Origin of the sequence: Povalibacter uvarum (assembly GCF_014202975.1) — a bacterium.
In the GTDB taxonomy this organism is placed as follows: domain Bacteria; phylum Pseudomonadota; class Gammaproteobacteria; order Steroidobacterales; family Steroidobacteraceae; genus Steroidobacter; species Steroidobacter uvarum.
In genome coordinates, this window is record NZ_JACHHZ010000006.1 from 65,248 (window position 1) to 89,421 (window position 24,174).

Here is a 24,174-nt window from a genome sequence, read left to right on the forward strand (position 1 = left end):
CTACAGAAGTTTCAGCCTGAAACCCGTCGATTTCAGGTACTCGGCCTCGTTCTCCAGGTCGGCCATCGTCAGCGGATAATCTTCGATCCAGCCGCTCGGAAACGTGAGATCCAGCGATCTTCCCTTGGCATGCACGCCGATCTTCGGCAGCGCCGCACTGCTGCGGCCGCGATGAAGGAGCACCGCAAGCCGCAGGATCACGATCAGGAACTCGACCTTCAGGTGCCAGGGCGGCGTCAGATCCTCGAGGTCCTCGAGATGAATCTTGCGTCGATGGGCGCCGACGATGCGGGCGAGAATTCTCTGCTCTTCCTGCGGAAAACCAGGCATATCCGCATGCTCGAGCAAATACGCGCCATGCTTGTGATAGTGGGAGTGCGAAACATCCAGGCCGATCTCGTGCAGCTTCGCCGACCACGAGAGAACCAGCGCGGCGAACGGATCTTCCAGCCCCCATTCCTTCTGCGTCTGCGCGAGAAAATCCTGTGTCGTCGCCTCGACACGATCCGCCTGCGCCACATCGACGTGATACCGGCCCTGCATCGCACGTACGCTGCGGGTTCGCGCATCTTCGTCGGTCAATCGACCGATGAGGTCGTACAGGAGCCCTTCGCGCAGCGCACCGTCGGCAACCTTCATCTGCTTGATGTCGAGCACATGCAGAATCTCGGCGAGGATGGCCAGGCCGCCGGCGAAGACCGGAACGCGTTCCTCTGACAATCCAGGCAGCCGGATGCGGTCTACGTTGCCCGCGCGGATCGTGTGGTCGATCAGGGATTCGACCGCTGCAGGCGTGATGACGCCGTCGCCTCCTCGGGCGCGCAGCACGTCGCTCACTGAACGGATCGTGCCCGACGATCCCACGGCGCTGTCGAACCCGTAGTCCCGAAACGTCGAGCGAACCGGCTGCAATTCCAGCCGTGCTGCGAGACGGGCGCGCTTCATGCGCTTTTCGCTGACTTCACCGCCGTCGAAGAAGCGGCTGCTGGTGCTGACGCAGCCCATGTAGAGGCTTTCGAGCTTCCGGGTCTGCACGCCCTCGCCGATGATGATCTCGGTGCTGCCGCCGCCGATGTCCGCGACGAGACGCCGGCCCGGCTCACTTGGCATCGTGTGCGCAACGCCCAGGTAGATGAGACGCGCCTCTTCGATACCGGAGATGATTTCGATGGGATGCCCGAGCGCGTTGCGGGCCCGATCGAGGAATGCACCTTTGCGCTTTGCCCGACGCAGTGTGTTCGTTCCCACGACGCGTACGCTCTCGGCCTTCATGTCCCGCAGGCGCTGGCCGAAGCGCTCGAGGCAGGCGAGCGCTGTCTCGATGGCGCTGCGATCGAGACGCCCGGTTTCGTCCAGCCCCGCAGCGAGCCGGACCATTTCACGCAGGCGATCGAGAATGATGATCTGGCCGTGGGAGTGACGGGCCACGACCATATGGAAGCTGTTGGAGCCCAGATCGACCGCGGCGATGACGTCAGGGACTTTGGATCGGGCCATGAACAGGAAGCTCCGCTAGCTGCTAGCAACTAGCGGCTAGCCAGAGCGGCAAAATACCTTCGGAGCCGCTGCCTTGGCTAGCGCGGGAAGGCCACGGGCTTCGGGTCAGGCGGAGAAAGACGAGCCACAACCACAGGTCGTGGTTGCGTTGGGATTGCGAATGACGAACTGCGCGCCTTCGATGTCTTCGCGGTAATCGATCTGCGCACCGGCGAGATACTGGATGCTCATCGGATCGACGAGCAGCGTGACACCCTGGTTCTCGACCTGCGTGTCACCTTCTTCGACGTTCTCATCGAAAGTGAAGCCGTACTGGAAGCCCGAGCAGCCGCCGCCCTGGACGAAGACTCGCAGCTTCAGGTTCGGATTCGCTTCCTCGCGAATCAGCTCGCCGACCTTTGCCGCAGCTGCGTCGGTGAAGAGCAGCGAGGAGGCGGGAGTCTCGAGGGTATGTGCTTCAGTGGCCATGCAGCGCGTATTGGGGCAATAACGACCGGATCAAGTCTACATCACCCACCGAACGCAAGCGTCGAAGACAGGAGAATCAGGAAGTCGCCTCATCCGCTACCGGTTCGGCCACAGGGGCCTGCGCTGCGGCTGAGGCTTTCCCCGCCCCGCCCTTACGCGCTTCATGGATGAGCTTGCCGTTGATTTCAGCACCCATCTCCATCTCGATCAGGTTGTAGTAGACGTTTCCCGTCACCTTCGCGGTCGCACCGAGTTCGACGCGCTCGTGCGCCAGGATGTCACCGTTGACCGTGCCGTTGAGGATCACGTTCGGGACGGCAACCGCGCCCTCGATGACGCCGCTGTCGCTGACGCTCAGCGTCGCCCCGGATTCGGACTTGGCGTCCACATTGCCCTTGATGTGCCCGTCGACGTGGAAGCCGCCGCCGAACTGGACGTCCCCGATGATGCGGGTGCCGGCGCCGATCAGCGTGTCGATGCGCTGGGGCTTGGGTTTGCTTCTGAACATGCGTGGATCCTGGAGAGGCTGCAACCGGGGCCGTACTTGGCCGGGAGCGGATCGTGAGGGCTTCAGACAGGGCGGTAAATCAGCCCTTCCCTAGCTTTCCGCCTGAATTTCCCACGGGTAGGACTCCCGAACAGGGGCGAGTCTGCCCGAACGGACCTCCACCGTGACTGCACGTGGTTCAAAGTCTGGAGGCAAAACGATGTCCTGCTGCAGCTCCTGGAAGTACCGGAACTTGAAATCGACCTGCCCGTCGGCGCGGGTATCGCCGCCGATTTGCGACAGGGGCAACTGGACCGGCGCGTTGTTGCGGACGCCTTCGATGTGGATGGTCACGGCGCCCGAGGCGGCGGCGTCCTGCCTCATCGACTGGACCAGCACCAGCTGCAACCGGTAATGGTGCTCCGCACCGCCCGGAAAGACCTGCAGCCGCTGGATCCTCAGCCCTCCGACACCGTCTTCAGGCGCCACGATGCCGCGATAGAAAGTGAGCTCTTCGCGATGTTTCAGCACCTGGGATTGAAGGTCGGAGAGGCTCTTCTCGACTTCGGCATAGGCCTCGCGATCGACGTTCTTCGCAAGCTCGGCCTTGGCGAGCTCGGCTTTCAGTTTTTCGTTGGCCTCGCCCAGCGAATCGATCTGGGCATTCAGCTCGCGCCGTCGCTGAATCTCGGCGAACTTGCTGTAGCCGCCCTGAAAGCGGCCCGTTTCATACGCAGCGTAGACCAGCAGCAGCACGCCGAAGATGCCGCCGAACAGCCACAGCCGCCGCTGCCACAGCGGCCGCGTGCGGATCACGAAACGCCCGGTTCGCAGCCCCCCGGTATCAGCCATTCACCTCAATCCCCCATGCATGGCCGGACAAGTAACGGTAACCTGCGCCATTAAAGCACAGGCCTTGTCGCGATCCGCGAACCCGTCACCAACCGACGACAACGCCGCGTTCGGCCCCGCATTCCACTCATGGGACGTTCATGCTCTGGCTCAAGGCATTCCACATCATTTTCGTCGTGACCTGGTTCGCCGGATTGTTCTATCTGCCGCGGCTCTTCATCTATCATGCCGAAGCGACGGACGCGCCCTCGATCGAACGCTTCAAGGTGATGGAGCGACGCCTCTTCGCCATCATGACGATCGGCGCAACGCTGGCCGCAACGTTCGGCATATCGATGCTGATCGTAGCGCCCGTGATGCTGAAGCTCGGCTGGATCCACGCCAAGCTGACGCTGGTGGCGCTGCTCATCGGCTATCACCTGTGGTGCTATCAGCTGATGAAGGCGCTGGCAGCCAACGCGAATCGTCACTCTTCCCGCTGGTATCGCATCTTCAACGAGGTGCCCGCCCTGCTGCTGATCTCGATCGTGCTGCTGGCGGTATTGAAGCCGTTCTGAAGCGGCTGCGACCTGGAACTCAGCCCTGATCGGTCGCTGCGGGGACGCCATCCTTCGATGCGCGCCGGAGCGCGAGATTGCGCAGATTCTTCTCCTGCGACGACCATTCCGGGAGCGACGGCGGATCGCCCGGCCAGGCGCGGCTCGCGAGCTCGTCGAGAGCGCGCACGTACACAGCGCGCTTGAAATAGATCACTTCGCGGACCGGGGTCCAGTAGTCGACCCATCGCCAGCGGTCGAACTCGGGCGTGTCGGTCGAATCGAAATGCAACCGGTCTTCGGAGCCGACGAGCCTGAGGAGAAACCAGCGCTGCTTCTGCCCGATGCACTGGGGCTGGCTGTTCCGACGCACATACTGGCGCGGCAACCGATAGCGCAGCCAGTTGCGCGTCGTCGCTACGAGCTCGACGTCGGACTTCTCCAGCCCGATTTCTTCCTTCAGCTCCCGGAACAGCGCCTGCTCCGGCGATTCGTTGCGCAGAACGCCGCCCTGCGGGAACTGCCAGCCGCGGCCGCCCGTGCGGCCCCCGAGAAATACCTGGCGGTCGTCGCGGATCAGGACGATCCCGACATTGGCGCGGAAACCTTCGGCGTCGATGAAGTCGGTCATGGTGCCTGCCGGATTGTTCCACAAGCACTCGCGGTGAACCACCCGACGTCCTTGAATGTCACGATCGCGGGCCCGTAATCTCCGCTGCGCTGTGCCGACCCGAATTACAACGACCTACTGCCTCCTCCTGATCGCGGCGCTTGGCGCGTTTGCACTGTCGCTCGCGAACGGCAGTGTCGGCCTGAGCCCCGGGCAGCTCTGGCACGGATTGATGGGCGAGGATTCGCTGGCCCGGGCCGTCGTGCTGGAGCTGCGCCTGCCGCGCACCCTGACGGCGTTCGCGGCGGGCGGTCTGCTCGCCATTGCCGGCGTCCTGATGCAGGTCCTGCTGCGAAATCCGCTCGCTGATCCGTTCGTCATGGGCATCTCCGGCGGCGCAGCCGTCGCCGCACTGTCAGCGATGCTGGTCGGCCTGACGGGCCTGCTGGTCGATGTCTCCGCGACGCTAGGGGCGCTGGCGACCACTCTGATCGTCTTCGCATTGGCGCGAGGCGAAGGCGGCTGGACACCCACAAGGCTGCTCCTGACCGGCATCGTGATGGCCGCCGGCGCCGGCGCTGTCGTGAGCGTGTTGCTGGCGATGGGGAACGACACCGAGCTCAGGGGCATGCTGTTCTGGCTGATGGGCGATCTTTCGACGAGCTCCAATCCCTGGCCCCTGCTCGTTCTGTTCGCGATCGCAGTCGTCGTTCTGTTTCCGCTGGCGAGACATCTCAATGTCCTGTCCCGTGGCGAGTTGCAAGCTCAGATGCTGGGCGCGCCGGTGCGCGCGATGAGGATCGCGATTTTCATCGCCAGCTCGATTCTCACTGCGGCGACAGTGACCAGCGCAGGGACCATCGGCTTCGTCGGACTCGTGACACCGCATCTCGTGCGGTTGATGCTGGGAGCAGACCATCGCCTCGTGCTTCCCGCCGCAGCGCTGCTCGGCGGTACGCTCGTGATGATTGCGGACCTGTGTGCACGGACTCTGTTCGCGCCGCGCCAGCTCCCGGTCGGAGCGCTCACGGCAATCGCGGGCGTGCCTTTGTTTCTGATCCTGATGCGCCGGGGAAAGACAGTGCCTTGACCTCCGTCGGCGTCAGCACGTCATCACTTCTTCTCGAACGCCACCACATGGTCCGGCTCGATACGGATCCCGATCTTCTCGCCGACCGCGTGATTGTGATGGCTCGGCACGAGTGACAGGAGTCGTGCACCGCTCGGCAGCTTGAGCGTGTACAGGAACTCGGCGCCGCGGAACGCGCGCTGACAGACCTCGGCCTTGAACGTGCTCTCGTCATCGTGAATAACATCGTCCGGCCGCAGCAGCAGATCGACGGCCGTACCACGTTCCCAAGTACCACTGCCGTTCGCATGCATCACACCGACTTCGGTCTGAACCGAGTTCCCGCCGACGATCTCACCGGCAATGAAGACGCCCTGGCCGATGAAGTCGGCGACGAACCGGCTCGCCGGGCGGTGGTAGAGCTCGTAAGGCGCATCCCATTGTTCGAGCCGACCCTGGTTCATCACGCCGACGACGTCGGCCACGGCGAACGCCTCCTGCTGATCGTGCGTAACCAGCAATGCTGTCGTGTTGAGCGACTTCAGCACCGCGCGGACTTCAGCGCTCAACCGTTCGCGCAACTCGATATCGAGGCTCGAGAACGGCTCATCGAGGAGCACGAGTTCGGGCTCCGGTGCCAGCGCTCGCGCAAGTGCCACGCGCTGTTGCTGCCCACCAGAGAGCTGATGCGGATACTTCGCACCGGAGTCGCCGAGCCCTACGGTTGCCAGCATCTCTTCGGCCCGCCGCTTCCGTGACGGGCCAGGCAGCCGATGCAGCCCGAAGGCGACGTTTTCGAGCGCAGTGACGTGCGGGAACAGCGCGTAGTCCTGGAACACCATACCGATCTGTCGCTCGGAGGGGGACAGAGCGAGCCCCGGCTGCGCGAGCAAGCGATCATGCGCACGGATCGATCCACGATCCACCGGCTCGAAACCCGCGATGCATCGCAGAGCCGTTGTCTTGCCGCATCCGCTCGGACCGAGCAGGCAGCCGATCGAACCGCGTGCGAGCTGCAGCGACAGCCCATCGACCGCACGATGCGAACCGAACGAGCGGGCGACATCCTGGAGCTCAAGCCACATGACGGTTCCCACGAACCAGCATTGCGGCCGGTACCAGGCCGACGAGGACGATTGCGAGCGCGGGCAATGCAGCTCGCTCCCATTCGCCGATCGATGTCATGTTGAACACGCGCACCGCCAAAGTATCCCATCCGAACGGTCGGGTGATGAGGGTGATGGGCATCTCTTTCATCACATCGACGAATACCAGGATCGCCGCGGTCGTGAGACTCGTCTTCAGCAGCGGGACGTGAACCTTCCGGACCAGCCGCGCACCGCTCACGCCCATGCCGACCGCCGCCTCGTCGATGGAGTGCGTCACGCGCTCGAGGCCGCTCTCGACAGGATTGAAGCCGACCGCGAGGAAGCGCGCCATGTAAGCAAGCAGCACCGCCAGCAGCGTGCTCTGGAGCAGAATGACCGGCGCACTGCTGCCCCACACGACTCTCATCGCGTCCTGCAGCGTGTTGTTGACGATGACCAGAGGAAACAGGATGCCCACCGCAAGCACGGTGCCGGGGACGGCGTATCCCAGCGTCGCCGTGCGGACTGCGGCTTTCACGAATCGGGTATGAGGTCGCCGCAGCAAGTACGCAAGAGTCAGGCTCGCTGCGACGATGACCAGCGATGCACTCGCCGCGAGCACGATGCTGTGCATCGCGAACTCCCAGTAGCGGGCATCCAGATCCTGCGCGGCACGCTGGATGGTCCACCAGATCAGCTGCAGCAGCGGCAGGAAGAACGCGAGCAGGAATACGACCAGCGCGTATCCCGCGGTGAGCCAACGGGCCGGACCCGATAGCGCGAATCGAGGGGGCTCGCGCGTCATGTCACGACTGTTGGCGAAGCGAAGCCCCGATCGTGAGCGACGCTCCAGATACAGCGCGACGAAGACGAATATGAGCAGCACCGCCGACAGTTCCAGCGCTGCATGAACGGAGAACATTCCGAACCAGGCGCGGTAGATCGCCGTGGTGAACGTGTTGTAGTTGAAGATCGAAACCGCACCGAAGTCGGCGAGCGTTTCCATGCAGACGAGTGCGACGCCGCCCGCGATCCACGGCTTCGCCATCGGCAGCGAGACGCGCCAGATCGCCGCCCTGCGCGTGTGCCCAAGCGTCTGCGCAACCTCGAGCACCCGACGCCCCTGGGTCAGGAATGCGCTTCGCGCGAGCAGATAAACGTAGGGATACAACGCGAGCGACAGTACGAGGATCGCGCCACCCGTCGATCGAATCGGAGGAAACCAGGCGGAAGACCCGAAGACGGAACGCAGTGCGGTCTGCAAAGGGCCTGCGTAGTCGAGAAATCCGATCGCCACGAAAGCCAGCACGTAAGCGGGAATTGCGAGTGGCAGCAGCAGTGCCCATTCGAGCCACCGTCTGCCCGGGAAGTCATACATCGTCGTGAACCACGCGAGCGATGTGCCGAGCGTGCCTGCGATCAGCGCCACGCCGATCACGAGCTTCACCGTGTTGGCAACGACGTCCGGCAACACGTGCTGGGCCAGATGACTCCACACACTCGTTTCCGGCGAGATCAACGCCGTTGCAATTACGAGGAGCGGCAGCAACGCGGGCAGGCACAGGGTGGCAGCGAGCAGCGTCCCCTGCCATTGGGACTGCGTGCCCGCGGACCGCACGGGAAGATCGGCCCGACCGATGGCGCTCATGGCGGGCCGTCAGAGATCACAGATACCCGGCACGATCCATCAGCCGGACCGCGGCGGGCTGCAGCTCGCCAGCCTGCGCGACATTCAACGGACTCTGTTTGAATTCGCCCCAGCCGGCGACCTGGTCCACCGCCTTGGCACTCGGCGATGCGGGGTATTCGAGATCGAGGCTGGCGAACAATGCTTGTGCTTGCGGCTGCGAAAGCCACTCGAGGAACTTCTGGGCCTGCTCGGCACGCGGCGCATGGGCAGTCACACCCGCGCCGGAGATGTTCACGTGCGTGCCCTGCCCGTTCTGATCGGGCCAGAACAGCTTCAACGGCAGATCCGGCTGGTCGCGCTGCAACCGACCGAAGTAGTAGGTGTTGACGATGCCGACGTCACACTGACCCGCGGCGATGGCCTGCATCAGCAACGTATCGTTGGCGAATGCGGGCGTGGCGAGGTTGGCGACCCAGCCGCGCACGATCTGCTCGGTCTTCTCTTCACCGTGCTGCGCGATCAGCATCGCGACCAGCGATTGGTTGTAGACCGACTTCGATGTGCGCAGGCACAGCCGGCCGCGCCACTTCTCGTTCGTCAGCGATTCATAGGTGTCGAGCTCTTCGGGCTTCACCCTTTCGGTGGAGTAGACGATGGTGCGCGCGCGAACCGTGAGGCCGAACCAGCGTTTCCGCGGATCGCGCAGATGCTCCGGAATGTTGGCATCGAGAACGGGGGATTCGATTGATCGCAGCACGCCGAGCTGTGCGGCGTGCCAGAGCACACCTGCATCCACGGTGATCAGCAGATCGGCCGGTGAATTCTTGCCTTCGGCATTCAGGCGCTGAATGAGCGGCCCGGCGTCATCGGTGATGAGCTGAACCTTCTGACCTGTCTCCGCGGTGTACTTGTCGATGATCGGCTGAATCAGCGTCTCGTTGCGGGCCGAATAGACGATCAGTTCCGACGGCGGCGGCGCGCACGAAACCAGGAGAGCGAGCGAACCCAGGAGCAGCCAGTGCAGGCCGGCGAATCGAAGCCGTTTCATGGAATCGTACTACCTCAAATGCGAATGAATCGCATTAAAATAGTAGCACGGCCCCGACCAAGTTCTCAGGCCAAGTTTCGCAGGCCTCAGGCAAGCTCGACCCGATTCCGGCCGTTCTGCTTGGCCCGATAGAGCGCGGCGTCGGCTTCGGCGAGCAATTCCTCGGCGGCCGCCTTGAGATCAGAATGATTCCGGTCGAGCACGATGCCGGCCACCCCGATCGATACCGTCAGATTCAGGCTCTTGCCGCCCGGGATTTCGAGCGGCGACTCGCAGACAGCGGCACGGATGCGCTCCGCCAGCGCACCAGCCTGCTCGGGGCTGATGCCGGGCGCGAGCACCACGAATTCGTCGCCGCCGAAGCGGGCCGCCGCATCGCTGTCCCGGATGTGGGCGTCTACGCGCTGAGCGGCCTCGCGCAGCGCCATGTCGCCGGCAAGGTGCCCGTGCTGGTCGTTGATCTGCTTGAACTTGTCCAGATCGATCAGGAGGCACGTCAGCCCGGAGCCCTGACGCTGCGCGCGCGCGAGTTCTTCTTTCAGGCGTGCATGCAGATACCGTCGGTTGTGCCAGCCCGTCAGGAAGTCCGTGAGACCGCTGCGCACGAGGCGCGCACGGTTCACTGCGTTCTCAATCGCGAAGGACGCTATCACGCCGAGGTGTGCCAGAAAGTCCGTTGCGAGATGGCGCGAGAACCGCTTCTCGTCGCTGCTTCCGAAGTTGAGGCTTCCCTGCAGACGCTCGTTGCGACGAAGAGGAATCAGGGCAACGCTGCGCAACGACTCAGCGCGCGGAAACAGGAGTTGATGATCGCAACCCATGTACGGACCGAGCCAGGGCTTGTGGAACGCGTTGAACTGCGGAGCCACGCCGACCATGCTGTCCGTGAAGATCACGTTTGGAAAATCATCGGTGCTCACATGGTCCGCGATGAGCAGGTGGCGGATCTCGTGCTGGGGATCGCACAGCAGGAGCGTCACCGCTTCGAGACCGTAGGATGCGAGCAGCCCTTTCGAGATCGCCTCGAACAGCTCGCGGAGATTGTCGGCCTTCAGCAGGTCGAGCTCCCGCTGCTGACTGCGCTTCAGCAGGCGCTCGTTGTTCGCGGCCTCTTCCACCAGCGCGGCGATCCGGGCCCGCAACTCTCGCGTTTCGTTCTCGAGATCGCGCGACATGACGACGTCATCCCTCCCTGACCCGGCCCGCCAGGTATTCGCGTCCCTGGCGCATCATTGCCGCGAAATCCGCGGCATCGTTTCCGGACACCGCCTGCCAGAGCCGATCCACGGCTGAACGCAGCGCGGTCAGCGATTCGCGGCCGTAGTCGTTCAGGCTCTGGATCTCGAAATACAGATCGGGACTCTCGCCCGCGACGCGCGTCGCGACATCGACTTGAGCGTCGTACGTGGTGCTGGAGAGCTGTGCGAGACGTGGCGCGGCCTCGCCGCTGTTCGCGAGGGCCGTGAAGAAAGCAATGTTCAACGCATGCGAGAGGCCGAGAACGTACGCGATGAGCCGATCGTGTTCATCGAGCGTCATGACGACCTGCTCCGCCATCGTTGACGCGAAGAGCCCGCGCGCGGCGTCGATCGCTTCCTTGCTGCCGGCATCGACAAAGATCACATGCCGCCCTGAGAGCAGTTCGGTGTCCGGTCCGAACATCGGATGGATCGACGTGATCCGCAGGCCCGCGTCCTGCATCGCCTTGATACCTGTCCGGAGCGGCGACTTGAGCGAACCGATGTCGAACACGATGCCTCGCGGCTTGCGGGCAGCCAGCTCGGCGAGAACACGGTTCGCGATCTGCAGCGGCGTCGCGACCACGATGAGGTCGTGCTCGAGCGCTGTCTCGCGCCAATCCGCAACCCACGACACGCCCTCGATACGCCCGGCGGGATCGGCTCCGCAAACCTGGTAACCCTGAGATGCCAGGAATTCCACGAACCACCGGCCCATCTTGCCGGCGCCGCCGATGACCAGCGCGGAGCGACCGCTCCCCTGACCGCCGGCTGCTACACGCAAGCGCTCCTGCGTGGTCAGCGATCCGCGAATGAGCAGCCGCATCACCGACTCGGCGAGATCCGGCGAGAGCTCGAGAGACTGCGCCGTGGAGCGTGCACGCATGAGCACATCGCGTTCGCGCTGATAGTCACGGGTGCCGCGTCCGGTTGAGCGTTTTGCTTCGGCGACTTCACGACTCAGCCTCTGGCGTTCAGCGACCAGCGTCAGCAGCTGTGTGTCCAGCGCGCTCAACCGCTCGCGCAGATCTTCGAGTGTCATGGAGAAAGCCAAGCTGTCGTCGTATGCAAAATCGCGCCGTTGTTTTACCTAGAGCCTCAAGCCCCGGCAAGCGTCGATCTGCAGCGACGGTTGCAACTGGCATAATCGGTCGACGAACGGCTTTTCCCCGATGACGGCACGAGTCCAATGGCTCAGAACGACTTTCTTCCGGAACCCCTGCCTGCCAGCCCCCTGCCGCTGTTTGCGCAGTGGTTCAGCGATGCGCGCGCCCGCGCCACTCAGCCGAACCCGGACGCCATGGTGCTCGCCACCGTCGGTCCGAACCTGGCGCCGTCAGCGCGGGTTGTGCTGTGCAAGCGAGTGGAAGACCAGGCTGGCTATATCGTGTTCTTCACCAATTACCAGTCGCGCAAGGGTCGGGAGCTCACCGAGCACTCTCGAGCCGCGGCGGTGATGCATTGGGACGTGCTTCAGCGGCAGGTCCGTATCGAGGGGACCGTGGTGCGCTCGCCCGCGGAGGAAAGCGATGCGTATTTTGCGAGCCGGGCAGTGCTGAGCCGGGTCGGCGCCTGGGCAAGCGATCAAAGCCAGCCGTTGGGCTCACGGGCCGAGCTGGCGACGAAGGTCGAGGCGGCAGCCCGTCGCTTTGGAGTCGCCCCGAACGCGCAGGACGGCCAGGTCCCGAGGCCGCCTCACTGGGGCGGCTTCCGGCTCTGGATCGAATCGATCGAACTGTGGGTGGAGGCGCCCGGACGCGTTCACGACCGGGCCGTCTGGAACCGTTCGATCAGCCGCAGCGGCGAATACACGTTCTCCGCCGGGGACTGGAAATCGACGCGGTTGAATCCGTGACGCGACCCGCCGGGGCCGCTATTTCACGACCTTGAGCGTCGGCTTGCCCTTCTTGGGCTGCTCTGGCGCGCCCGTCGACTGTGCCTCCGCGGGTGGCGGTTGCGGCGGAGGGGCGTCGGCCTCCGAGAAGATCATGCCCTGCCCCGTCTCGCGGGCGTAAATGCCCAGCACAGCGGCGATCGGCACGCTCACGTCGTAGGTCGACGGGCCGAACCGCGCACGGAAGACGACGCCGTCATTGCCCAGGTTCAGGCCGCTGGTCGCATTCACGCTGACATTGAGAATGATCTTGCCGTCCTGCACGTACTGGCGCGGGACTTCCACGCCCGTCACGCTGGCGTCGACGACGATGTGCGGCGTCTGCTGGTTGTCCGAGATCCATTCGTGCATTGCCCGAAGCAGGTAGGGTCGCCGCGACCGGAGGATTGGCGCATCACTCATCAGTATTCGCTCATCGCCTCTATGCGCGCATGTCCTGCTCGACACGCGAGAGGCTGTGCCTGAACGCCGGCCGGGAGAACACGAGGTTCATGTAACGCGTAATGGCCTGCGCCTGCGGCGGCAGGTCGATCTCCCAGAGCGCGAGCCGCCACAACACGGGCGCGATCGTCGCGTCGACCAGCGAGAACTCGTCGGAAAGAAAAAACGGCTTGGCCTGAAAGACATCCGCGCTCGCAAGCACACTGTCGCGCAGGACCTTGCGTGCCTTCACGCCCACTTTCTTGTCGGGATCGTTGATCTGCCCGACGAGCCCGTACCAGTCGCGCTCGATCCGGTACAGCGCGAGCCTGAACTGCGCACGCGCGACCGGATCCACCGGCATGAGGGGCGGATGCGGGAAGCGCTCGTCGAGATACTCCATGATGACGCGCGAGTCGTAGAGCACGAGATCGCGATCCACGAGCGTCGGAACGCTGTGGTAGGGATTCAGATCGAGGAGGTCTTCGGGAAGATTGCCGTCATCGACGTCGATCGCTTCGACATGGATGCCCTTCTCGGCCAGCACGATCCGCGTGCGGTGACTCCACACGTCGTCGGCCTTGGAGAAGAGCGTCATCACGTGCGGGTTTGTCCGGTGGAACGTCGAGCGATCGCAGCGCCGCGCACTTCAGGCGCGGCGCCAGGAAATCACTTCACGTCCTTCCAGTACTCCTTCTTGAGGAAATACGCGAAGAGGAAGAACACCGCCAGGAACGCCAGTACCTTCAGACCCAGGCTCTGGCGCTTCAGCTGCACCGGCTCGCCGATGTAGTCCAGGAAGTTCACGGTGTCGCGCACGAACTGATCGTATTCCTGCGGCGTCAGGCTGCCCTTCTGAACGAGCTCGAAGCCCGTGAACTTCTTGTGCACGGCATCGTGAGCGGCATCGCTCTGACCTTCGTACACGGCCTTCTGGTAGCCCTGCAGCTCCCACAGAACATGCGGCATCGCCGTGCCCGGCAGCATGGTGTTGTTCACACCGGTCGTGCGGGTGGGATCCAGGTAGAAGGACTTGAGGAACGTGTACAAGTAGTCGGCGCCCCGGGCACGTGCGATCAGGCTCAGATCCGGCGGCTGCGTGCCGAACCAGTGGCGCGCGTCCTCCGTCTTCATCGCGATACGCATGGTGTCGTGCGGTCGTTCCCCGGTGAACATCAGGTTCTGCATCACCTGGGCTTCCGAGAGACCGAGGTCGGTTGCCAGACGGTTGTAGCGAACGTACTTGGCCGAGTGGCAACCCAGGCAATAGTTCACGAAGTTGCGGGCACCACGCTGCAGCGACGCGACGTTGCTGACGTCGTTACGGGCTGCCTGCAACAGACCACCCGCCTCCGACGCGCTGCCGACGACGGGCAGTGCGGCCAGGGCGAGACCCAGCGCAAGAGCAATGACTGGCTTCTTAATGAGCATCATAGGTCACTCGTTCCGGCACCGGCCGAGTCTGATCGGCTCGCGTGTACCAGGGCATCAGAATGAAGAAGGCGAAGTAGATGACGGAGAAGATCCGGGCCGCGTTGGTGGCCTCAGGCGTCGCCGGCTGCAGGCCGAGGTAGCCGAGCGCGAGGAAGCTGATCGCGAACGCGATCAGGAACCCGCGATACAGCCAGCCGCGATAACGGATCGACTTCACCTTCGAGCGATCGAGCCAGGGCAGGAAGAAGAACGCCACGACGGCCAGACCCATGCAGATCACGCCGATCAGCTTGTCCGGGATCGCGCGCAGGATCGCGTAGAACGGCGTGAAGTACCACACCGGTGCAATGTGCTCAGGCGTGCGCAGGGCGTCGGCAGGTTCGAAGTTGGCGTGCTCGAGGAAGTAGCCGCCCATCTCCGGTGCGAAGAACAAGACGCAGGAGAACAGCGCCGCGAACACGATGAAGCCCACCAGATCCTTGACCGTGTAGTACGGGTGGAACGGGATGCCGTCGACCGGATGGCCGTCCGGACCCTTCACCTTCTTGATCTCCACGCCGTCGGGGTTGTTCGAACCTACTTCGTGCAGCGCGAAGATGTGCGCGATGACCAGGAAGATCAGCGCGATCGGCAGCGCAACGACGTGCAGTGCGAAGAAGCGGTTCAGCGTGATGTCGGAGATGTAGTAGTCGCCGCGGATCCACTCCACGAGCGATTCGCCGATCCCCGGAATCGCGCCGAACAGGGACACGATCACCTGCGCGCCCCAGTACGACATGTTGCCCCACGGCAGCAGGTAGCCGAAGAAGGCTTCGGCCATCAGGCACAGGTAGATCAGCATGCCGAAGATCCACACGAGCTCGCGCGGATTCTTGTGCGAGCCGTACATGATGCCGCGGAACATGTGCAGGTAGACCACGATGAAGAACGCGGAAGCACCCGTCGAATGCAGGTAGCGGATGAGCCAGCCCCATTCGACATCCCGCATGATGTACTCGACCGAAGCGAATGCTTCCGCCGCCGAGGGCTTGTAATTCATCGTCAGGAAGATGCCGGTGACGATCTGGAGCACCAGAACGACCAGCGCCAGCGAACCGAAGTAGTACCAGAAGTTGAAATTCTTCGGCGCGTAGTACTCGCTTGCGTGTTCCTTCATGAAGCGCGTCATCGGGAAACGCGCATCGATCCAGGAAACGAGGGCGTCGAGCCGCGTGGGCTTCGACTCAGGCAGTGCGCTCATCAGGCAGCCTCCGTATCAGTGCCGATCTGGATGACGCCTTCGTTGACGAAGCGGTACGGCGGAATTCTGAGGTTCGTCGGAGCGGGAACGTCCTTGAAGACGCGGCCGGCCAGATCGAACTTCGATCCATGACACGGACAATAGAAGCCGCCCGGCCAGGTGGCACCGAGCTGGGCATCCTGCGGCTGGAAGCGATCCAGCGGCGCGCAGCCCAGGTGGGTGCAGACACCCACGAGCACGAGGTATTCATCCTTCAGGGCGCGCGTCGCGTTCTTTGCGTATTCCGGCTGCTCGGACTCTTTCGAATCCGGATCGCGCAGGACATCCAGCACGGCCGGGGTCGTGAGGGTCGCAAGCATCTCGGGTGTGCGGCGGACGATGTAGATCGCCTGACCGCGCCAGTTCACCTTGACGATGGCGCCCAGCTCCAGCTTGCTGACGTCGGCATCGACCGGCGCGCCGAGCGCCTGTGCGCGAGCGCTGGGTTTCCATGATGCGAGAAAGGGCACGGCGGTCAACGCCGCACCAGCCACACCAGTTACCGTCGTTGCAACCAGCAGGAAGTGTCTCCTGCTGCGGTCGACATGCTCTTCACTCATCAACGATCTCCGCTGGCTCCGCACAATGCGGGCTGGCCCCTTTGTAAGCCCCGACTTTCAGGGTGTGTGACGCGCATCACGCGACCGCTGCTTCGCAGACAGCCGGCGTCGATGGCGCATGCGTCTGCCGCGAAATTTCCAAACCCTGAAGGAATTCCGCATTATACACACATTGAATACCGCGCTTTGAAGCGCCCCGCATGTCCCGGCATGGCGATGCTGGCCGCGCCGAGTCCCTGCAATCCGCATCCATGGCAACGCTGAAACAGAGCTTGGTCTTTTTGCTGAAGTGGGCGCTGATCGGACTCGCGGTCGCATGCGTTTTTCTCGTGGTGCGCTCGAATCTCCCGGGCCGTGCGGCCAATAGCGCCCCCACAGCGCCCCTCCCTTCCAGCACGCAGACGGACCCGGCCACGGTCCAGCCCCGCAGGTCATACGCGGACGCAGTCTCGCGAGCGGCACCGGCCGTCGTGAACATCTATACGGCTCGCGTCGTCAGCACGACGGTCCGGCCCCAGGCCACCCGACCGCTCTACGAACAGAATTTGCCGGCTGTTCGCAGGCGCGTGGAAAGCAGCCTCGGCTCCGGCGTCATCGTCGATGCCGCCGGGCATATCGTGACGAATCACCATGTGATCCGGGATGCGAGTGAAATTCGTGTGCAGCTCGCGGATGGCCGGGTGGCCACGCCGACGGTCGTGGGCACCGATGCCGATACTGATCTTGCGGTACTGAAGGTCGATCTTCCCGGGCTGCCGGTGATGCCGCTCGGACGCTCCGATGAATTGCGGGCCGGGGATGTCGTGCTCGCGATCGGCAATCCTCTCGGCCTCAGCCAGACCGTCACTCAAGGCATCGTGAGCGCCATCGGTCGCGGCAGCCTGCGCCTCGCGACTTTCGCCGACTTCATCCAGACCGACGCCGCGATCAACTTCGGCAACTCGGGCGGCGCGCTCATCGACGTCGATGGCGATCTCATCGGCATCAACACGGCGGTGCTCGCGCAGCAGCTCGGCACGGAAGGCATCGGGTTCGCGATTCCGGTGAATCTCGTGCGCGGCGTCATGAGCGAGATCATCACCCATGGCCGGGTGCGGCGCGGCTGGCTGGGCGTGCATGTCATCGGCGATCCGAATCGCCGCTTCAGTGCGCCCGTCGTCGGAGTGATCGATCGCGGCAGCCCGGCCGAGCGTGCCGGCCTGCGTCCCGGCGATCTGATCGTCGAAATCAACGGCCGGCAGATCCTGACCGATCAGGAAGCACTCACCCAGGTCGCCGCCATGCCGCCCGGATCCGAAATCGAAATCCGGTTCCGTCGCGGCGATCAGTCACTCACCGCGCGTGCCACGCTCGAAGAACGGCGCAGCGATGAACCAGCGCCTTAGGTGCTCCCGCCCGCAGCTCGCTTGATCTGCGCGCCGAGCTGTTCGAGCTTCTCCTCGATCCGCTCGTAGCCGCGATCGATGTGATAGATGCGCAGCACGTCCGTCGTGCCCTGCGCGACCAGACCAGCCAGCACCAGGCTCGCCGATGCCCGCAGGTCCGTGGCCATCACCGGAGCCGCGGTCAGTTGCGGCACGCCGCGAATGATCGCGGTATTGCCTTCGATCCGGATGTCCGCACCGAGACGCCGCATTTCGAGCATGTGCATGAAGCGGTTCTCGAAGATCGTCTCCGTCACCGTCGCGACGCCGTCCGCGATCGTATTCAGCGCTGCGAACTGAGCCTGCATGTCAGTGGGGAATGCTGGATGCGGCGCGGTTCTTATATCCACGGCCTTCGGCCTGCGGCCTTGCATATCCAGTTCGATCCAATTGTCGCCGGTCGTGATGACGGCGCCCGCTTCGCGCAACTTGCCGAGCACTGCATCGAGATGCTCAGCGCGTGCACCTTTGACCTTCACGCGCCCGCCGGTAATCGCGCCGGCAACGAGAAATGTGCCGGTCTCGATGCGATCGGGCAGCACGTCATAGCTCGCGCCATGCAGCTTTTCGACGCCGTCGACGATGATGGTGTCGGTGCCTGCGCCGCGGATCTTCGCGCCCATCGCGATGAGGAAATCCGCGAGATCCACCACTTCGGGCTCGCGCGCCGCGTTCTCGATGATGGTCTGCCCTTCCGCCAGCGTTGCGGCCATGAGCAGATTCTCCGTGCCGGTCACGGTGACCGTCTCGAGCACGAGCCTCGCTCCCTTCAACCGATCCGCGCGGGCACGGATGTAGCCATTCTCGATATGAATTTCGGCTCCCATTGCCTGCAGACCGGCGACGTGAATGTTCACGGGCCGGGCGCCGATAGCGCATCCGCCGGGCAACGAGACATCGGCGCGACCGAAGCGCGCCAGCAACGGACCCAGCACGACAATGGACGCGCGCATCGTGCGAACCAGCTCGTACGGCGCGACACATTCGGTAACCGTCGACGCATCGACTTCCACGCGTGTTTTCTCGTCGATGGTGACACTGACCCCCATGCTGCCCAGCAGCTGGATCATCGTGGTCACGTCACGCAGGTGCGGCACGTTGCCGATCGAGACCGGGCCTTCGGCCAGCAGCGTTCCCGCGAGGATGGGTAGCGCCGCGTTCTTGGCCCCCGAGATCTTGACCTCGCCGTCGAGACGCGTGCCGCCCTTGATCTGCAGTTTGTCCATGATCAGGCGTCCAGTGGCAGAGCCGGCGTTTCAGACGGGGCATGAACCTGCATGGTCAACGCATGGATCTCGCGTCCCATCAGTGCGCCCAGCGTGCCGTAGACCAGCTGGTGACGCTGCAGCGTCCGCTTACCCTCGAACTGGGAAGCGACGATGATCGCTTCGAAATGCGTATCGTCGTCCGAGACAACACGTACCTGCGCACCGGGAAGCCCGGCTTCGATCAGGGTTCTGACTTCGGATGCATTCATTGCCTGGTACTTCGCGAAAGAGTTCGAAAAAACTTGCGGCTCGCGAGCGACGCGGGCGCAGCGGGGAGTTCAGCGATATTAAAGGAACGCGACGGATTGTTCTGCAGCGGAGACACCCTCCCGGCGAACTTCCCGCGTTATGATGCGGCCATGAAAGCGACGCTCAGTGGCGAAAAACTGATCTCCCGCGCGCAGCAGGTCTTCAACGTCGAATCCGCGGCAATTGCGGCGCTGGGCGTACGCCTCGGCGATGCGTTCGTGGCCGCGTGCAAGCTGATCGATTCGTGCACCGGCCGGGTCGTCGTGACCGGCATGGGCAAATCCGGCCATATCGGCGACAAGATCGCCGCGACCTTCGCCAGCACGGGCACGCCCTCGTTCTTCCTGCATGCCGCGGAGGCCAGCCACGGCGACATCGGGATGATCACTGCCCACGACGTCGTCCTGGCGCTGTCGAATTCGGGGGAGACGGCCGAGCTCGTGTCCATCCTGCCGGTCATCAAGCGACTGGGTGTCGGCCTGATCGCCCTGACCGGCAAGCCGCAGTCCACCCTGGCCCGGGCCGCCGATGTCGTGCTCGACGTCAGCGTTGCGCAGGAAGCCTGTCCGCTCAATCTGGCGCCGACGGCCAGCACCACCGCGACACTCGCGATGGGCGATGCACTCGCGGTTGCGCTGCTCGACGCGCGGGGCTTCACCGAAGAAGACTTTGCGCGATCGCATCCGGGCGGCAGCCTCGGCCGGAAGCTCCTGCTCCATGTCGAAGACGTGATGCGCAGCGGTGAACAATTGCCGCGTGTGACGGTCGACACTTCATTGCATGACGGTCTCACCGAGATGAGCGCCAAGGGCCTCGGCCTCACGACGATCGTCGATGCCCAGGGCCGGCTCCTCGGCGTCTTCACGGACGGCGATCTGCGGCGACTCCTCGAGAAGCCGTTCGATCTGCATCAATCCCGGATGGGTGACCTGATGAAGCGCAACCCCAAAACCGCCCAGGCCAGGATGCTCGCCGCCGAAGCCGTGCAGATCATGGACTCGAGCCGCATCACGGCCCTGCCCGTCATCGATGCCGAAGGCAGGCTCGTCGGCGCGTTGAACGTTCACGACTTGTTCCGCGCCGGAGTCATGTAGTGGACACGTTGGTCGAACGCGCCCGAGACATCCGCCTGCTGGTTCTCGACGTCGACGGCGTCCTGACCGACGGGCGCCTGTACTTCTCCGCCCGGGGCGAAGAAATGAAATCGTTCCATGTGCGCGATGGCGCGGGCATCGTCCAGCTGCTCAAGGCAGGTCTGCAGATCGCCGTGATCTCGGGCCGCCAGTCGCGTGCGGTCGAGAGGCGGATGGCGGAACTTGGAGTGACCTGGGTACGTCAGGGAATCGAAGACAAGCTGGCGGCGCTGCGCGAACTCCTGGATATCCTCGGACTCGGCCCCCAGGCGGTCGCGAGCATTGGCGATGACCGGGCCGATCTGCCGATCTTCGAGGTGGCGCGGCTGGCAGTCGCCGTCGCGGATGCCCATACGAGCGTGAAGTCGCATGCCCACTTCATTACGCAGGCGCCTGGCGGTCAGGGCGCGGTGCGTGAGATCTGCGACCTAATTCTGGAGTCCCAACGCAAGTGACGCCTATCCGCTGTCCGCTATCCGCTATCCGCTTCTGCTCGCTATGAACTGGAGCTGGATCTGGATCGCCGCCGTCCTCGCCGCATTGGTGATCGCCTTCGGCGTGGCGTCGCGACGTGACTCCTCGTCCGTTGGCGCGCAGGAGACGCCGTCGCAGCCTGCCTACTATCTGAAGGACGCCGTCATCACGGAAACCACGCCTGAAGGCAATCCGGAAATCCGGTTGATCGCCAATCGCATCGAACAGCAGCCGAACGACGATGGCATCGAACTTTCGAACGTCCGCGTCGATTACCTCAAGGTGCCGGACAAGCAGTGGTTCCTGTCCGCCCAGCGTGGAGTCGTGCCGGCCGATTCGCACATCATCCAGTTCATGGGCAACGTGGAGCTCAAGCCGACCGACGGTCCGGCAACGACTTTCCTGCGCACCCAGGAGCTGAGCATCGACAGCGAGAAGAACATCGCCTACACCACGACGTCGCCCGTCACGATCCGCTTCGGCGCCTATGCGATGGACGTGAAGCGATTCGAAGCCGACCTCAATACCGAACGAGTGCGAATGGAGGCTGTGAATGGCCGCACCGACAAGGGCTGATGGGTACGCTGCCCTCGTGATGGGCATCCTGCTCCCCCCGTCACTGCCGGTGCACGCGGCAACGCCCAGCACCGAAGGCATCAACATCAGCGCCGATCTGCAGGACTCCAACCTGCGCGATGACGTGCACGTGCTGACGGGAAACGTCCGCATCACGCAAGCCGACATGTCGATGGAGGCTGAAAAGGCGACGGTGAACGGGCTGCAGACCGATCGCAGTCGCTGGACATTCGAGCGCGGGGTTCACATCCGTTCGAACAAAGCCGACCTGCGCGCCGACACGGCAGATGCGCTGTTTGCCAGCGGCCGGGTGTCCGAAGCGACAGTGAAAGGCGCGCCTGCGCAGTTCGAGCAGCTCGATGCGACCGCGGACAAGAAAGTCAGCGGCCGCGCAAAAGTGATCGAGTACGATTTCGGCAAGGGCACTGTGAAGATGACCCAGGACGTCTGGTTCAGCTACGGCGGCAACGAGTTCCGCGGCGACACGGTGGTCTACAACCTGAACGACGAACGCGTCGTGGTGAATCCCGGCGCAACGAGAGGCAACGGCGGTCGCGTGAACATCACCATCAAGCCCGGCAGTGTCCCCGCGCTCCCTGGTTCGCAAAACAAACCGCCGCCCGAGAAAGACGGAACCGCCGAATGAGTCGTCTGGTCGTCGAAGGACTCGCCAAACGTTATCGGTCGCGGCAAGTCGTCAAGGACATCTCGATCGAGATCTCGAGCGGCGAGGTCGTGGGCCTCCTCGGCCCGAACGGCGCCGGCAAGACGACGGCGTTCTACATGATCGTGGGACTCGTACCGCTCGACGCCGGCCGTGTCATTCTCGATCAGAACGACATATCGAAGCTGCCGGTGCATCGTCGGGCGCGATTGGGTCTCGGCTATCTGCCGCAGGAAGCATCCGTCTTCCGCAAACTCACCGTCGCGCAGAACATCATGGCGATTCTCGAGACGCGTTCGGAGCTCAACCGCGAGAAGCGCGACGAAATTCTCGAATCGCTGCTCGAGGAACTGCACATCGCTCACATTCGCAACAGCGTCGGTCAGGCATTGTCGGGCGGTGAGCGGCGGCGTGTCGAAATCGCGCGGGCGCTTGCTGCTGAGCCGCAATTCATGTTGCTGGATGAACCCTTCGCGGGCGTCGACCCGATTTCGGTTCTGGATATCCAGCGCATCATCCGGCACCTGACCGCGCGCAATATCGGCGTGCTCATAACCGATCATAACGTCCGGGAAACATTGGGAATTTGCGGCCGGGCCTACATCGTGAGCGGCGGGTCCGTCATCGCTTCCGGGACTGCGGAAGAGATCCTTGCCAATAAGGAGGTTCGTGAGGTGTACTTGGGCCAGGATTTCCGTTTGTGAGGATCCTGCCTTGAGGCTGCGTTGAGTCTGCGCCGCCTTCAGGGCAGCGAACGAACCCGGTACTGCCCAAAGAATGCTCAAACCCGCACTGCAGCTAAGACTCGGCCAGCAGCTCACGATGACCCCGCAGCTGCAACAGGCCATTCGCCTGCTCCAGCTGCCGGTGCTCGAACTGCAGGCGCAGATTCGCGAAGCGCTCGAATCCAATGTGATGCTGGAGTCCGAGGACGAGGCCGGCAGCCTCGAAACCGGCGACACCATCGTCGATCAGCAGACCTTCGAAAGCGCCGCTCCGACTCAGACCGTCGAGAGTCCCGAGACCGAGCGCGAAGCCGACACACCCGAGCAGGATTGGGGTGACAGCCAGGTCACGGGCCAGTCGGAAACGCCCTGGTCCGGCGACGATCAGCAGCAGGACTTCTCCGACACCAGCGGCGAGACGCTCCAGGAACACCTGACCTGGCAGCTCGAAATGTCGCGGCTCGACGAGCGCGACATGCGCATCGGCGCGGCCATCATCGATGCGATCAACGACGACGGCTATATCATCGAGCCGCTCGAGGAAATCGCCAGCAATCTCCAGCCCGAAACCGTCGCGACCATCGCCGACGTCGAACGTGTGCTGTTGCACGTGCAGGCGATGGACCCGGCGGGCGTCGGGGCGCGTTCGGTCAGTGAATGCATCGAACTGCAACTGCGTCAGCTGGACCCGGACACGCCGGGTCGCGAAACCGCCCTTGCCATTGCCGCGGGCTACCTCGACCAGGTCGCCGACCAGCAGTACTCGCTGCTGCGACGACAACTGCGAGTGTCGGAAGAGGAGCTCGAACATGCGCTCGTTCTCGTGCGCGCGTGCCAGCCTCGGCCGGGCTCGAGTGTCCATTCCGTTCCCGCCGAGTACATCGTTCCCGACGTCTTCGTGCGCCGGACCGAAAAAGGCGGCTGGGCCGTCGACATCAACCCGGCAAGCCTGCCGCGCATCCGCGTGAACCAGAGCTATGCCGGCCTCATCGGCCGCTCGTCCGACCACGCAATGCTGCGCACGCAGCTGCAGGAAGCACGCTGGCTGATTCGCAGCCTGGAAATCCGCAACGAAACGCTGCTGAAGGTGGCGCGCTGCATCGTGCAGCGGCAGTCCGCGTTCCTGGAGAACGGGGACGAATACATGCAGCCGATGATCCTGAAGGATGTCGCGGAAGCCGTCGAGATGCACGAATCCACGATTTCGCGCGTCACGACGAACAAGTACATGCATACGCATCGTGGCGTGTTCGAATTCCGCTATTTCTTTTCCAGCCACGTGGCGGCGAGCGACGGCACCGAAATGTCGTCGACCGCCATCCGCGCCAAGATCCGCAAGCTCGTCGCCGCCGAGGATGCGGACAAGCCCCTGTCGGACAGCCGCATCGCGGAGATCCTGTCGCAGGAAGGCGTGCAGGTCGCGCGACGCACCGTGGCCAAGTACCGCGAGGCGCTGGGCATTCCGCCCTCCAGCGATCGCAAACGGGTTCCCGTCAGGTGAAAGGTTTTTAAGGACCGCAACGAGCAGCCGAGAGCAGCGTCAGATCTTGA

At 63.7% G+C, this 24,174-nt stretch carries 27 protein-coding genes; 10 read left to right on the forward strand and 17 right to left on the reverse strand.

Annotated elements, in window-relative coordinates; genetic code table 11:
• The 4 genes from ppx to HNQ60_RS22645 form a co-directional block, all read right to left on the reverse strand.
• Window positions 1-1,497, reverse strand: a complete 1,497-nt coding sequence (gene ppx / locus HNQ60_RS22630) for an exopolyphosphatase (RefSeq protein WP_184335057.1) — start codon at window positions 1,495-1,497, stop codon at window positions 1-3.
• 105 nt (window positions 1,498-1,602) lie between these two features.
• The gene (gene erpA, locus HNQ60_RS22635) at window positions 1,603-1,965 is read right to left on the reverse strand and encodes an iron-sulfur cluster insertion protein ErpA (protein ID WP_184335058.1); all 363 of its coding nucleotides are present in this window, start codon (window positions 1,963-1,965) and stop codon (window positions 1,603-1,605) included.
• Between the two features lie 76 nt (window positions 1,966-2,041).
• Complete coding sequence (locus HNQ60_RS22640) at window positions 2,042-2,473, reverse strand: bactofilin family protein (protein WP_184335059.1); 432 nt, start codon at window positions 2,471-2,473, stop codon at window positions 2,042-2,044.
• A gap of 90 nt (window positions 2,474-2,563) precedes the next feature.
• On the reverse strand, window positions 2,564-3,304 hold the full coding sequence (locus HNQ60_RS22645) for a DUF6776 family protein (protein ID WP_184335060.1): 741 nt from the start codon (window positions 3,302-3,304) through the stop codon (window positions 2,564-2,566).
• A 140-nt stretch (window positions 3,305-3,444) separates the two neighbouring features.
• On the opposite strand from HNQ60_RS22645, the gene hemJ reads away from it, so the two are divergent.
• Window positions 3,445-3,861 (forward strand): protoporphyrinogen oxidase HemJ, encoded by a 417-nt coding sequence (gene hemJ, locus HNQ60_RS22650; protein ID WP_184335061.1) that lies wholly within the window; start codon window positions 3,445-3,447, stop codon window positions 3,859-3,861.
• Between the two features lie 19 nt (window positions 3,862-3,880).
• Here hemJ and HNQ60_RS22655 read toward each other — a convergent pair whose 3' ends face one another.
• On the reverse strand, window positions 3,881-4,471 hold the full coding sequence (locus tag HNQ60_RS22655) for an RNA pyrophosphohydrolase (protein ID WP_184335062.1): 591 nt from the start codon (window positions 4,469-4,471) through the stop codon (window positions 3,881-3,883).
• 91 nt (window positions 4,472-4,562) lie between these two features.
• Between HNQ60_RS22655 and HNQ60_RS22660 the strand changes: the two genes are divergently transcribed.
• A complete protein-coding gene (locus HNQ60_RS22660) occupies window positions 4,563-5,540 on the forward strand; it encodes a FecCD family ABC transporter permease (protein WP_221304401.1) in 978 nt (325 codons plus the stop codon).
• A gap of 23 nt (window positions 5,541-5,563) precedes the next feature.
• Here the strand turns inward: HNQ60_RS22660 and HNQ60_RS22665 are convergent, their stop codons facing one another.
• The 5 genes from HNQ60_RS22665 to HNQ60_RS22685 all read right to left on the reverse strand — a co-directional run bounded on the left by HNQ60_RS22665 (window position 5,564) and on the right by HNQ60_RS22685 (window position 11,565).
• The gene (locus HNQ60_RS22665; RefSeq protein ID WP_184335064.1) at window positions 5,564-6,604 is read right to left on the reverse strand and encodes an ABC transporter ATP-binding protein; all 1,041 of its coding nucleotides are present in this window, start codon (window positions 6,602-6,604) and stop codon (window positions 5,564-5,566) included.
• Complete coding sequence (locus tag HNQ60_RS22670) at window positions 6,594-8,255, reverse strand: ABC transporter permease (RefSeq protein WP_184335065.1); 1,662 nt, start codon at window positions 8,253-8,255, stop codon at window positions 6,594-6,596. The genes HNQ60_RS22665 and HNQ60_RS22670 overlap by 11 nt, the downstream gene beginning before the upstream one ends.
• Window positions 8,256-8,271: 16 nt before the next feature.
• A complete protein-coding gene (locus HNQ60_RS22675; protein ID WP_184335066.1) occupies window positions 8,272-9,285 on the reverse strand; it encodes an extracellular solute-binding protein in 1,014 nt (337 codons plus the stop codon).
• An 86-nt stretch (window positions 9,286-9,371) separates the two neighbouring features.
• Window positions 9,372-10,460 (reverse strand): GGDEF domain-containing protein, encoded by a 1,089-nt coding sequence (locus HNQ60_RS22680; RefSeq protein WP_184335067.1) that lies wholly within the window; start codon window positions 10,458-10,460, stop codon window positions 9,372-9,374.
• Between the two features lie 7 nt (window positions 10,461-10,467).
• A complete protein-coding gene (locus tag HNQ60_RS22685) occupies window positions 10,468-11,565 on the reverse strand; it encodes a prephenate dehydrogenase/arogenate dehydrogenase family protein (protein ID WP_184335068.1) in 1,098 nt (365 codons plus the stop codon).
• A gap of 147 nt (window positions 11,566-11,712) precedes the next feature.
• On the opposite strand from HNQ60_RS22685, the gene pdxH reads away from it, so the two are divergent.
• Window positions 11,713-12,378: a pyridoxamine 5'-phosphate oxidase gene (gene pdxH, locus HNQ60_RS22690; RefSeq protein ID WP_184335069.1), complete on the forward strand. Its 666-nt coding sequence runs from the start codon at window positions 11,713-11,715 to the stop codon at window positions 12,376-12,378.
• An 18-nt stretch (window positions 12,379-12,396) separates the two neighbouring features.
• Here the strand turns inward: pdxH and HNQ60_RS22695 are convergent, their stop codons facing one another.
• From HNQ60_RS22695 to petA, 5 genes are all read right to left on the reverse strand, one after another.
• On the reverse strand, window positions 12,397-12,819 hold the full coding sequence (locus HNQ60_RS22695) for a ClpXP protease specificity-enhancing factor (RefSeq protein WP_184335070.1): 423 nt from the start codon (window positions 12,817-12,819) through the stop codon (window positions 12,397-12,399).
• 19 nt (window positions 12,820-12,838) lie between these two features.
• On the reverse strand, window positions 12,839-13,435 hold the full coding sequence (locus HNQ60_RS22700; RefSeq protein ID WP_184335071.1) for a glutathione S-transferase N-terminal domain-containing protein: 597 nt from the start codon (window positions 13,433-13,435) through the stop codon (window positions 12,839-12,841).
• A gap of 71 nt (window positions 13,436-13,506) precedes the next feature.
• Window positions 13,507-14,271, reverse strand: coding sequence for a cytochrome c1 (locus HNQ60_RS22705; RefSeq protein ID WP_221304402.1), 765 nt, complete (start codon window positions 14,269-14,271; stop codon window positions 13,507-13,509).
• Window positions 14,258-15,511 carry a cytochrome b gene (locus HNQ60_RS22710; RefSeq protein ID WP_184335072.1) on the reverse strand — a complete coding sequence of 418 codons (1,254 nt, stop codon included), beginning with the start codon at window positions 15,509-15,511 and terminating at the stop codon, window positions 14,258-14,260. Before HNQ60_RS22710 ends, HNQ60_RS22705 begins: the two co-directional genes overlap by 14 nt.
• The gene (gene petA / locus HNQ60_RS22715) at window positions 15,511-16,110 is read right to left on the reverse strand and encodes a ubiquinol-cytochrome c reductase iron-sulfur subunit (protein WP_184335073.1); all 600 of its coding nucleotides are present in this window, start codon (window positions 16,108-16,110) and stop codon (window positions 15,511-15,513) included. Before petA ends, HNQ60_RS22710 begins: the two co-directional genes overlap by 1 nt.
• Before the next feature lie 470 nt (window positions 16,111-16,580).
• Here petA and HNQ60_RS22720 point away from each other — a divergent pair, with 470 nt between their 5' ends.
• Window positions 16,581-17,495, forward strand: coding sequence for a S1C family serine protease (locus HNQ60_RS22720; RefSeq protein ID WP_221304403.1), 915 nt, complete (start codon window positions 16,581-16,583; stop codon window positions 17,493-17,495).
• Here HNQ60_RS22720 and murA read toward each other — a convergent pair.
• Complete coding sequence (gene murA / locus HNQ60_RS22725; RefSeq protein ID WP_184335075.1) at window positions 17,492-18,760, reverse strand: UDP-N-acetylglucosamine 1-carboxyvinyltransferase; 1,269 nt, start codon at window positions 18,758-18,760, stop codon at window positions 17,492-17,494. The two genes, HNQ60_RS22720 and murA, sit on opposite strands and share 4 nt — an antisense overlap.
• A gap of 2 nt (window positions 18,761-18,762) precedes the next feature.
• The gene (locus HNQ60_RS22730) at window positions 18,763-19,011 is read right to left on the reverse strand and encodes a BolA family protein (protein ID WP_184335076.1); all 249 of its coding nucleotides are present in this window, start codon (window positions 19,009-19,011) and stop codon (window positions 18,763-18,765) included.
• Window positions 19,012-19,161: 150 nt separating this feature from the next.
• Between HNQ60_RS22730 and HNQ60_RS22735 the strand changes: the two genes are divergently transcribed.
• From HNQ60_RS22735 to HNQ60_RS22760, 6 genes are all read left to right on the forward strand, one after another.
• Complete coding sequence (locus HNQ60_RS22735) at window positions 19,162-20,145, forward strand: KpsF/GutQ family sugar-phosphate isomerase (RefSeq protein WP_184335077.1); 984 nt, start codon at window positions 19,162-19,164, stop codon at window positions 20,143-20,145.
• Entirely contained in the window at window positions 20,145-20,639 is a 495-nt protein-coding gene (locus HNQ60_RS22740) for a KdsC family phosphatase (protein WP_184335078.1), read from the forward strand. Before HNQ60_RS22735 ends, HNQ60_RS22740 begins: the two co-directional genes overlap by 1 nt.
• A gap of 43 nt (window positions 20,640-20,682) precedes the next feature.
• Complete coding sequence (lptC, locus tag HNQ60_RS22745; RefSeq protein ID WP_184335079.1) at window positions 20,683-21,234, forward strand: LPS export ABC transporter periplasmic protein LptC; 552 nt, start codon at window positions 20,683-20,685, stop codon at window positions 21,232-21,234.
• On the forward strand, window positions 21,212-21,880 hold the full coding sequence (locus HNQ60_RS22750; RefSeq protein WP_184335080.1) for an LptA/OstA family protein: 669 nt from the start codon (window positions 21,212-21,214) through the stop codon (window positions 21,878-21,880). The genes lptC and HNQ60_RS22750 overlap by 23 nt, the downstream gene beginning before the upstream one ends.
• The gene (gene lptB, locus HNQ60_RS22755; RefSeq protein ID WP_184335081.1) at window positions 21,877-22,602 is read left to right on the forward strand and encodes an LPS export ABC transporter ATP-binding protein; all 726 of its coding nucleotides are present in this window, start codon (window positions 21,877-21,879) and stop codon (window positions 22,600-22,602) included. The genes HNQ60_RS22750 and lptB overlap by 4 nt, the downstream gene beginning before the upstream one ends.
• A gap of 73 nt (window positions 22,603-22,675) precedes the next feature.
• The gene (locus HNQ60_RS22760) at window positions 22,676-24,124 is read left to right on the forward strand and encodes an RNA polymerase factor sigma-54 (protein ID WP_184335082.1); all 1,449 of its coding nucleotides are present in this window, start codon (window positions 22,676-22,678) and stop codon (window positions 24,122-24,124) included.
• The last annotated feature ends 50 nt before the right edge of the window (window positions 24,125-24,174 follow it).

Bases quoted from the DNA above. Each gene is read 5' to 3' on its own strand.
- ppx (WP_184335057.1), bottom strand. From the start codon at position 1,497: ATGGCCCGATCCAAAGTCCCTGACGTCATCGCCGCGGTCGATCTGGGC.
- erpA (WP_184335058.1), bottom strand. From the start codon at position 1,965: ATGGCCACTGAAGCACATACCCTCGAGACTCCCGCCTCCTCGCTGCTC.
- HNQ60_RS22640 (WP_184335059.1), bottom strand. From the start codon at position 2,473: ATGTTCAGAAGCAAACCCAAGCCCCAGCGCATCGACACGCTGATCGGC.
- HNQ60_RS22645 (WP_184335060.1), bottom strand. From the start codon at position 3,304: ATGGCTGATACCGGGGGGCTGCGAACCGGGCGTTTCGTGATCCGCACG.
- hemJ (WP_184335061.1), top strand. From the start codon at position 3,445: ATGCTCTGGCTCAAGGCATTCCACATCATTTTCGTCGTGACCTGGTTC.
- HNQ60_RS22655 (WP_184335062.1), bottom strand. From the start codon at position 4,471: ATGACCGACTTCATCGACGCCGAAGGTTTCCGCGCCAATGTCGGGATC.
- HNQ60_RS22665 (WP_184335064.1), bottom strand. From the start codon at position 6,604: ATGTGGCTTGAGCTCCAGGATGTCGCCCGCTCGTTCGGTTCGCATCGT.
- HNQ60_RS22670 (WP_184335065.1), bottom strand. From the start codon at position 8,255: ATGAGCGCCATCGGTCGGGCCGATCTTCCCGTGCGGTCCGCGGGCACG.
- HNQ60_RS22675 (WP_184335066.1), bottom strand. From the start codon at position 9,285: ATGAAACGGCTTCGATTCGCCGGCCTGCACTGGCTGCTCCTGGGTTCG.
- HNQ60_RS22680 (WP_184335067.1), bottom strand. From the start codon at position 10,460: ATGTCGCGCGATCTCGAGAACGAAACGCGAGAGTTGCGGGCCCGGATC.
- HNQ60_RS22685 (WP_184335068.1), bottom strand. From the start codon at position 11,565: ATGACACTCGAAGATCTGCGCGAGCGGTTGAGCGCGCTGGACACACAG.
- pdxH (WP_184335069.1), top strand. From the start codon at position 11,713: ATGGCTCAGAACGACTTTCTTCCGGAACCCCTGCCTGCCAGCCCCCTG.
- HNQ60_RS22695 (WP_184335070.1), bottom strand. From the start codon at position 12,819: ATGAGTGATGCGCCAATCCTCCGGTCGCGGCGACCCTACCTGCTTCGG.
- HNQ60_RS22700 (WP_184335071.1), bottom strand. From the start codon at position 13,435: ATGACGCTCTTCTCCAAGGCCGACGACGTGTGGAGTCACCGCACGCGG.
- HNQ60_RS22705 (WP_221304402.1), bottom strand. From the start codon at position 14,271: ATGATGCTCATTAAGAAGCCAGTCATTGCTCTTGCGCTGGGTCTCGCC.
- HNQ60_RS22710 (WP_184335072.1), bottom strand. From the start codon at position 15,511: ATGAGCGCACTGCCTGAGTCGAAGCCCACGCGGCTCGACGCCCTCGTT.
- petA (WP_184335073.1), bottom strand. From the start codon at position 16,110: ATGAGTGAAGAGCATGTCGACCGCAGCAGGAGACACTTCCTGCTGGTT.
- murA (WP_184335075.1), bottom strand. From the start codon at position 18,760: ATGGACAAACTGCAGATCAAGGGCGGCACGCGTCTCGACGGCGAGGTC.
- HNQ60_RS22730 (WP_184335076.1), bottom strand. From the start codon at position 19,011: ATGAATGCATCCGAAGTCAGAACCCTGATCGAAGCCGGGCTTCCCGGT.
- HNQ60_RS22735 (WP_184335077.1), top strand. From the start codon at position 19,162: ATGAAAGCGACGCTCAGTGGCGAAAAACTGATCTCCCGCGCGCAGCAG.
- lptC (WP_184335079.1), top strand. From the start codon at position 20,683: ATGAACTGGAGCTGGATCTGGATCGCCGCCGTCCTCGCCGCATTGGTG.
- HNQ60_RS22750 (WP_184335080.1), top strand. From the start codon at position 21,212: ATGGCCGCACCGACAAGGGCTGATGGGTACGCTGCCCTCGTGATGGGC.
- lptB (WP_184335081.1), top strand. From the start codon at position 21,877: ATGAGTCGTCTGGTCGTCGAAGGACTCGCCAAACGTTATCGGTCGCGG.
- HNQ60_RS22760 (WP_184335082.1), top strand. From the start codon at position 22,676: ATGCTCAAACCCGCACTGCAGCTAAGACTCGGCCAGCAGCTCACGATG.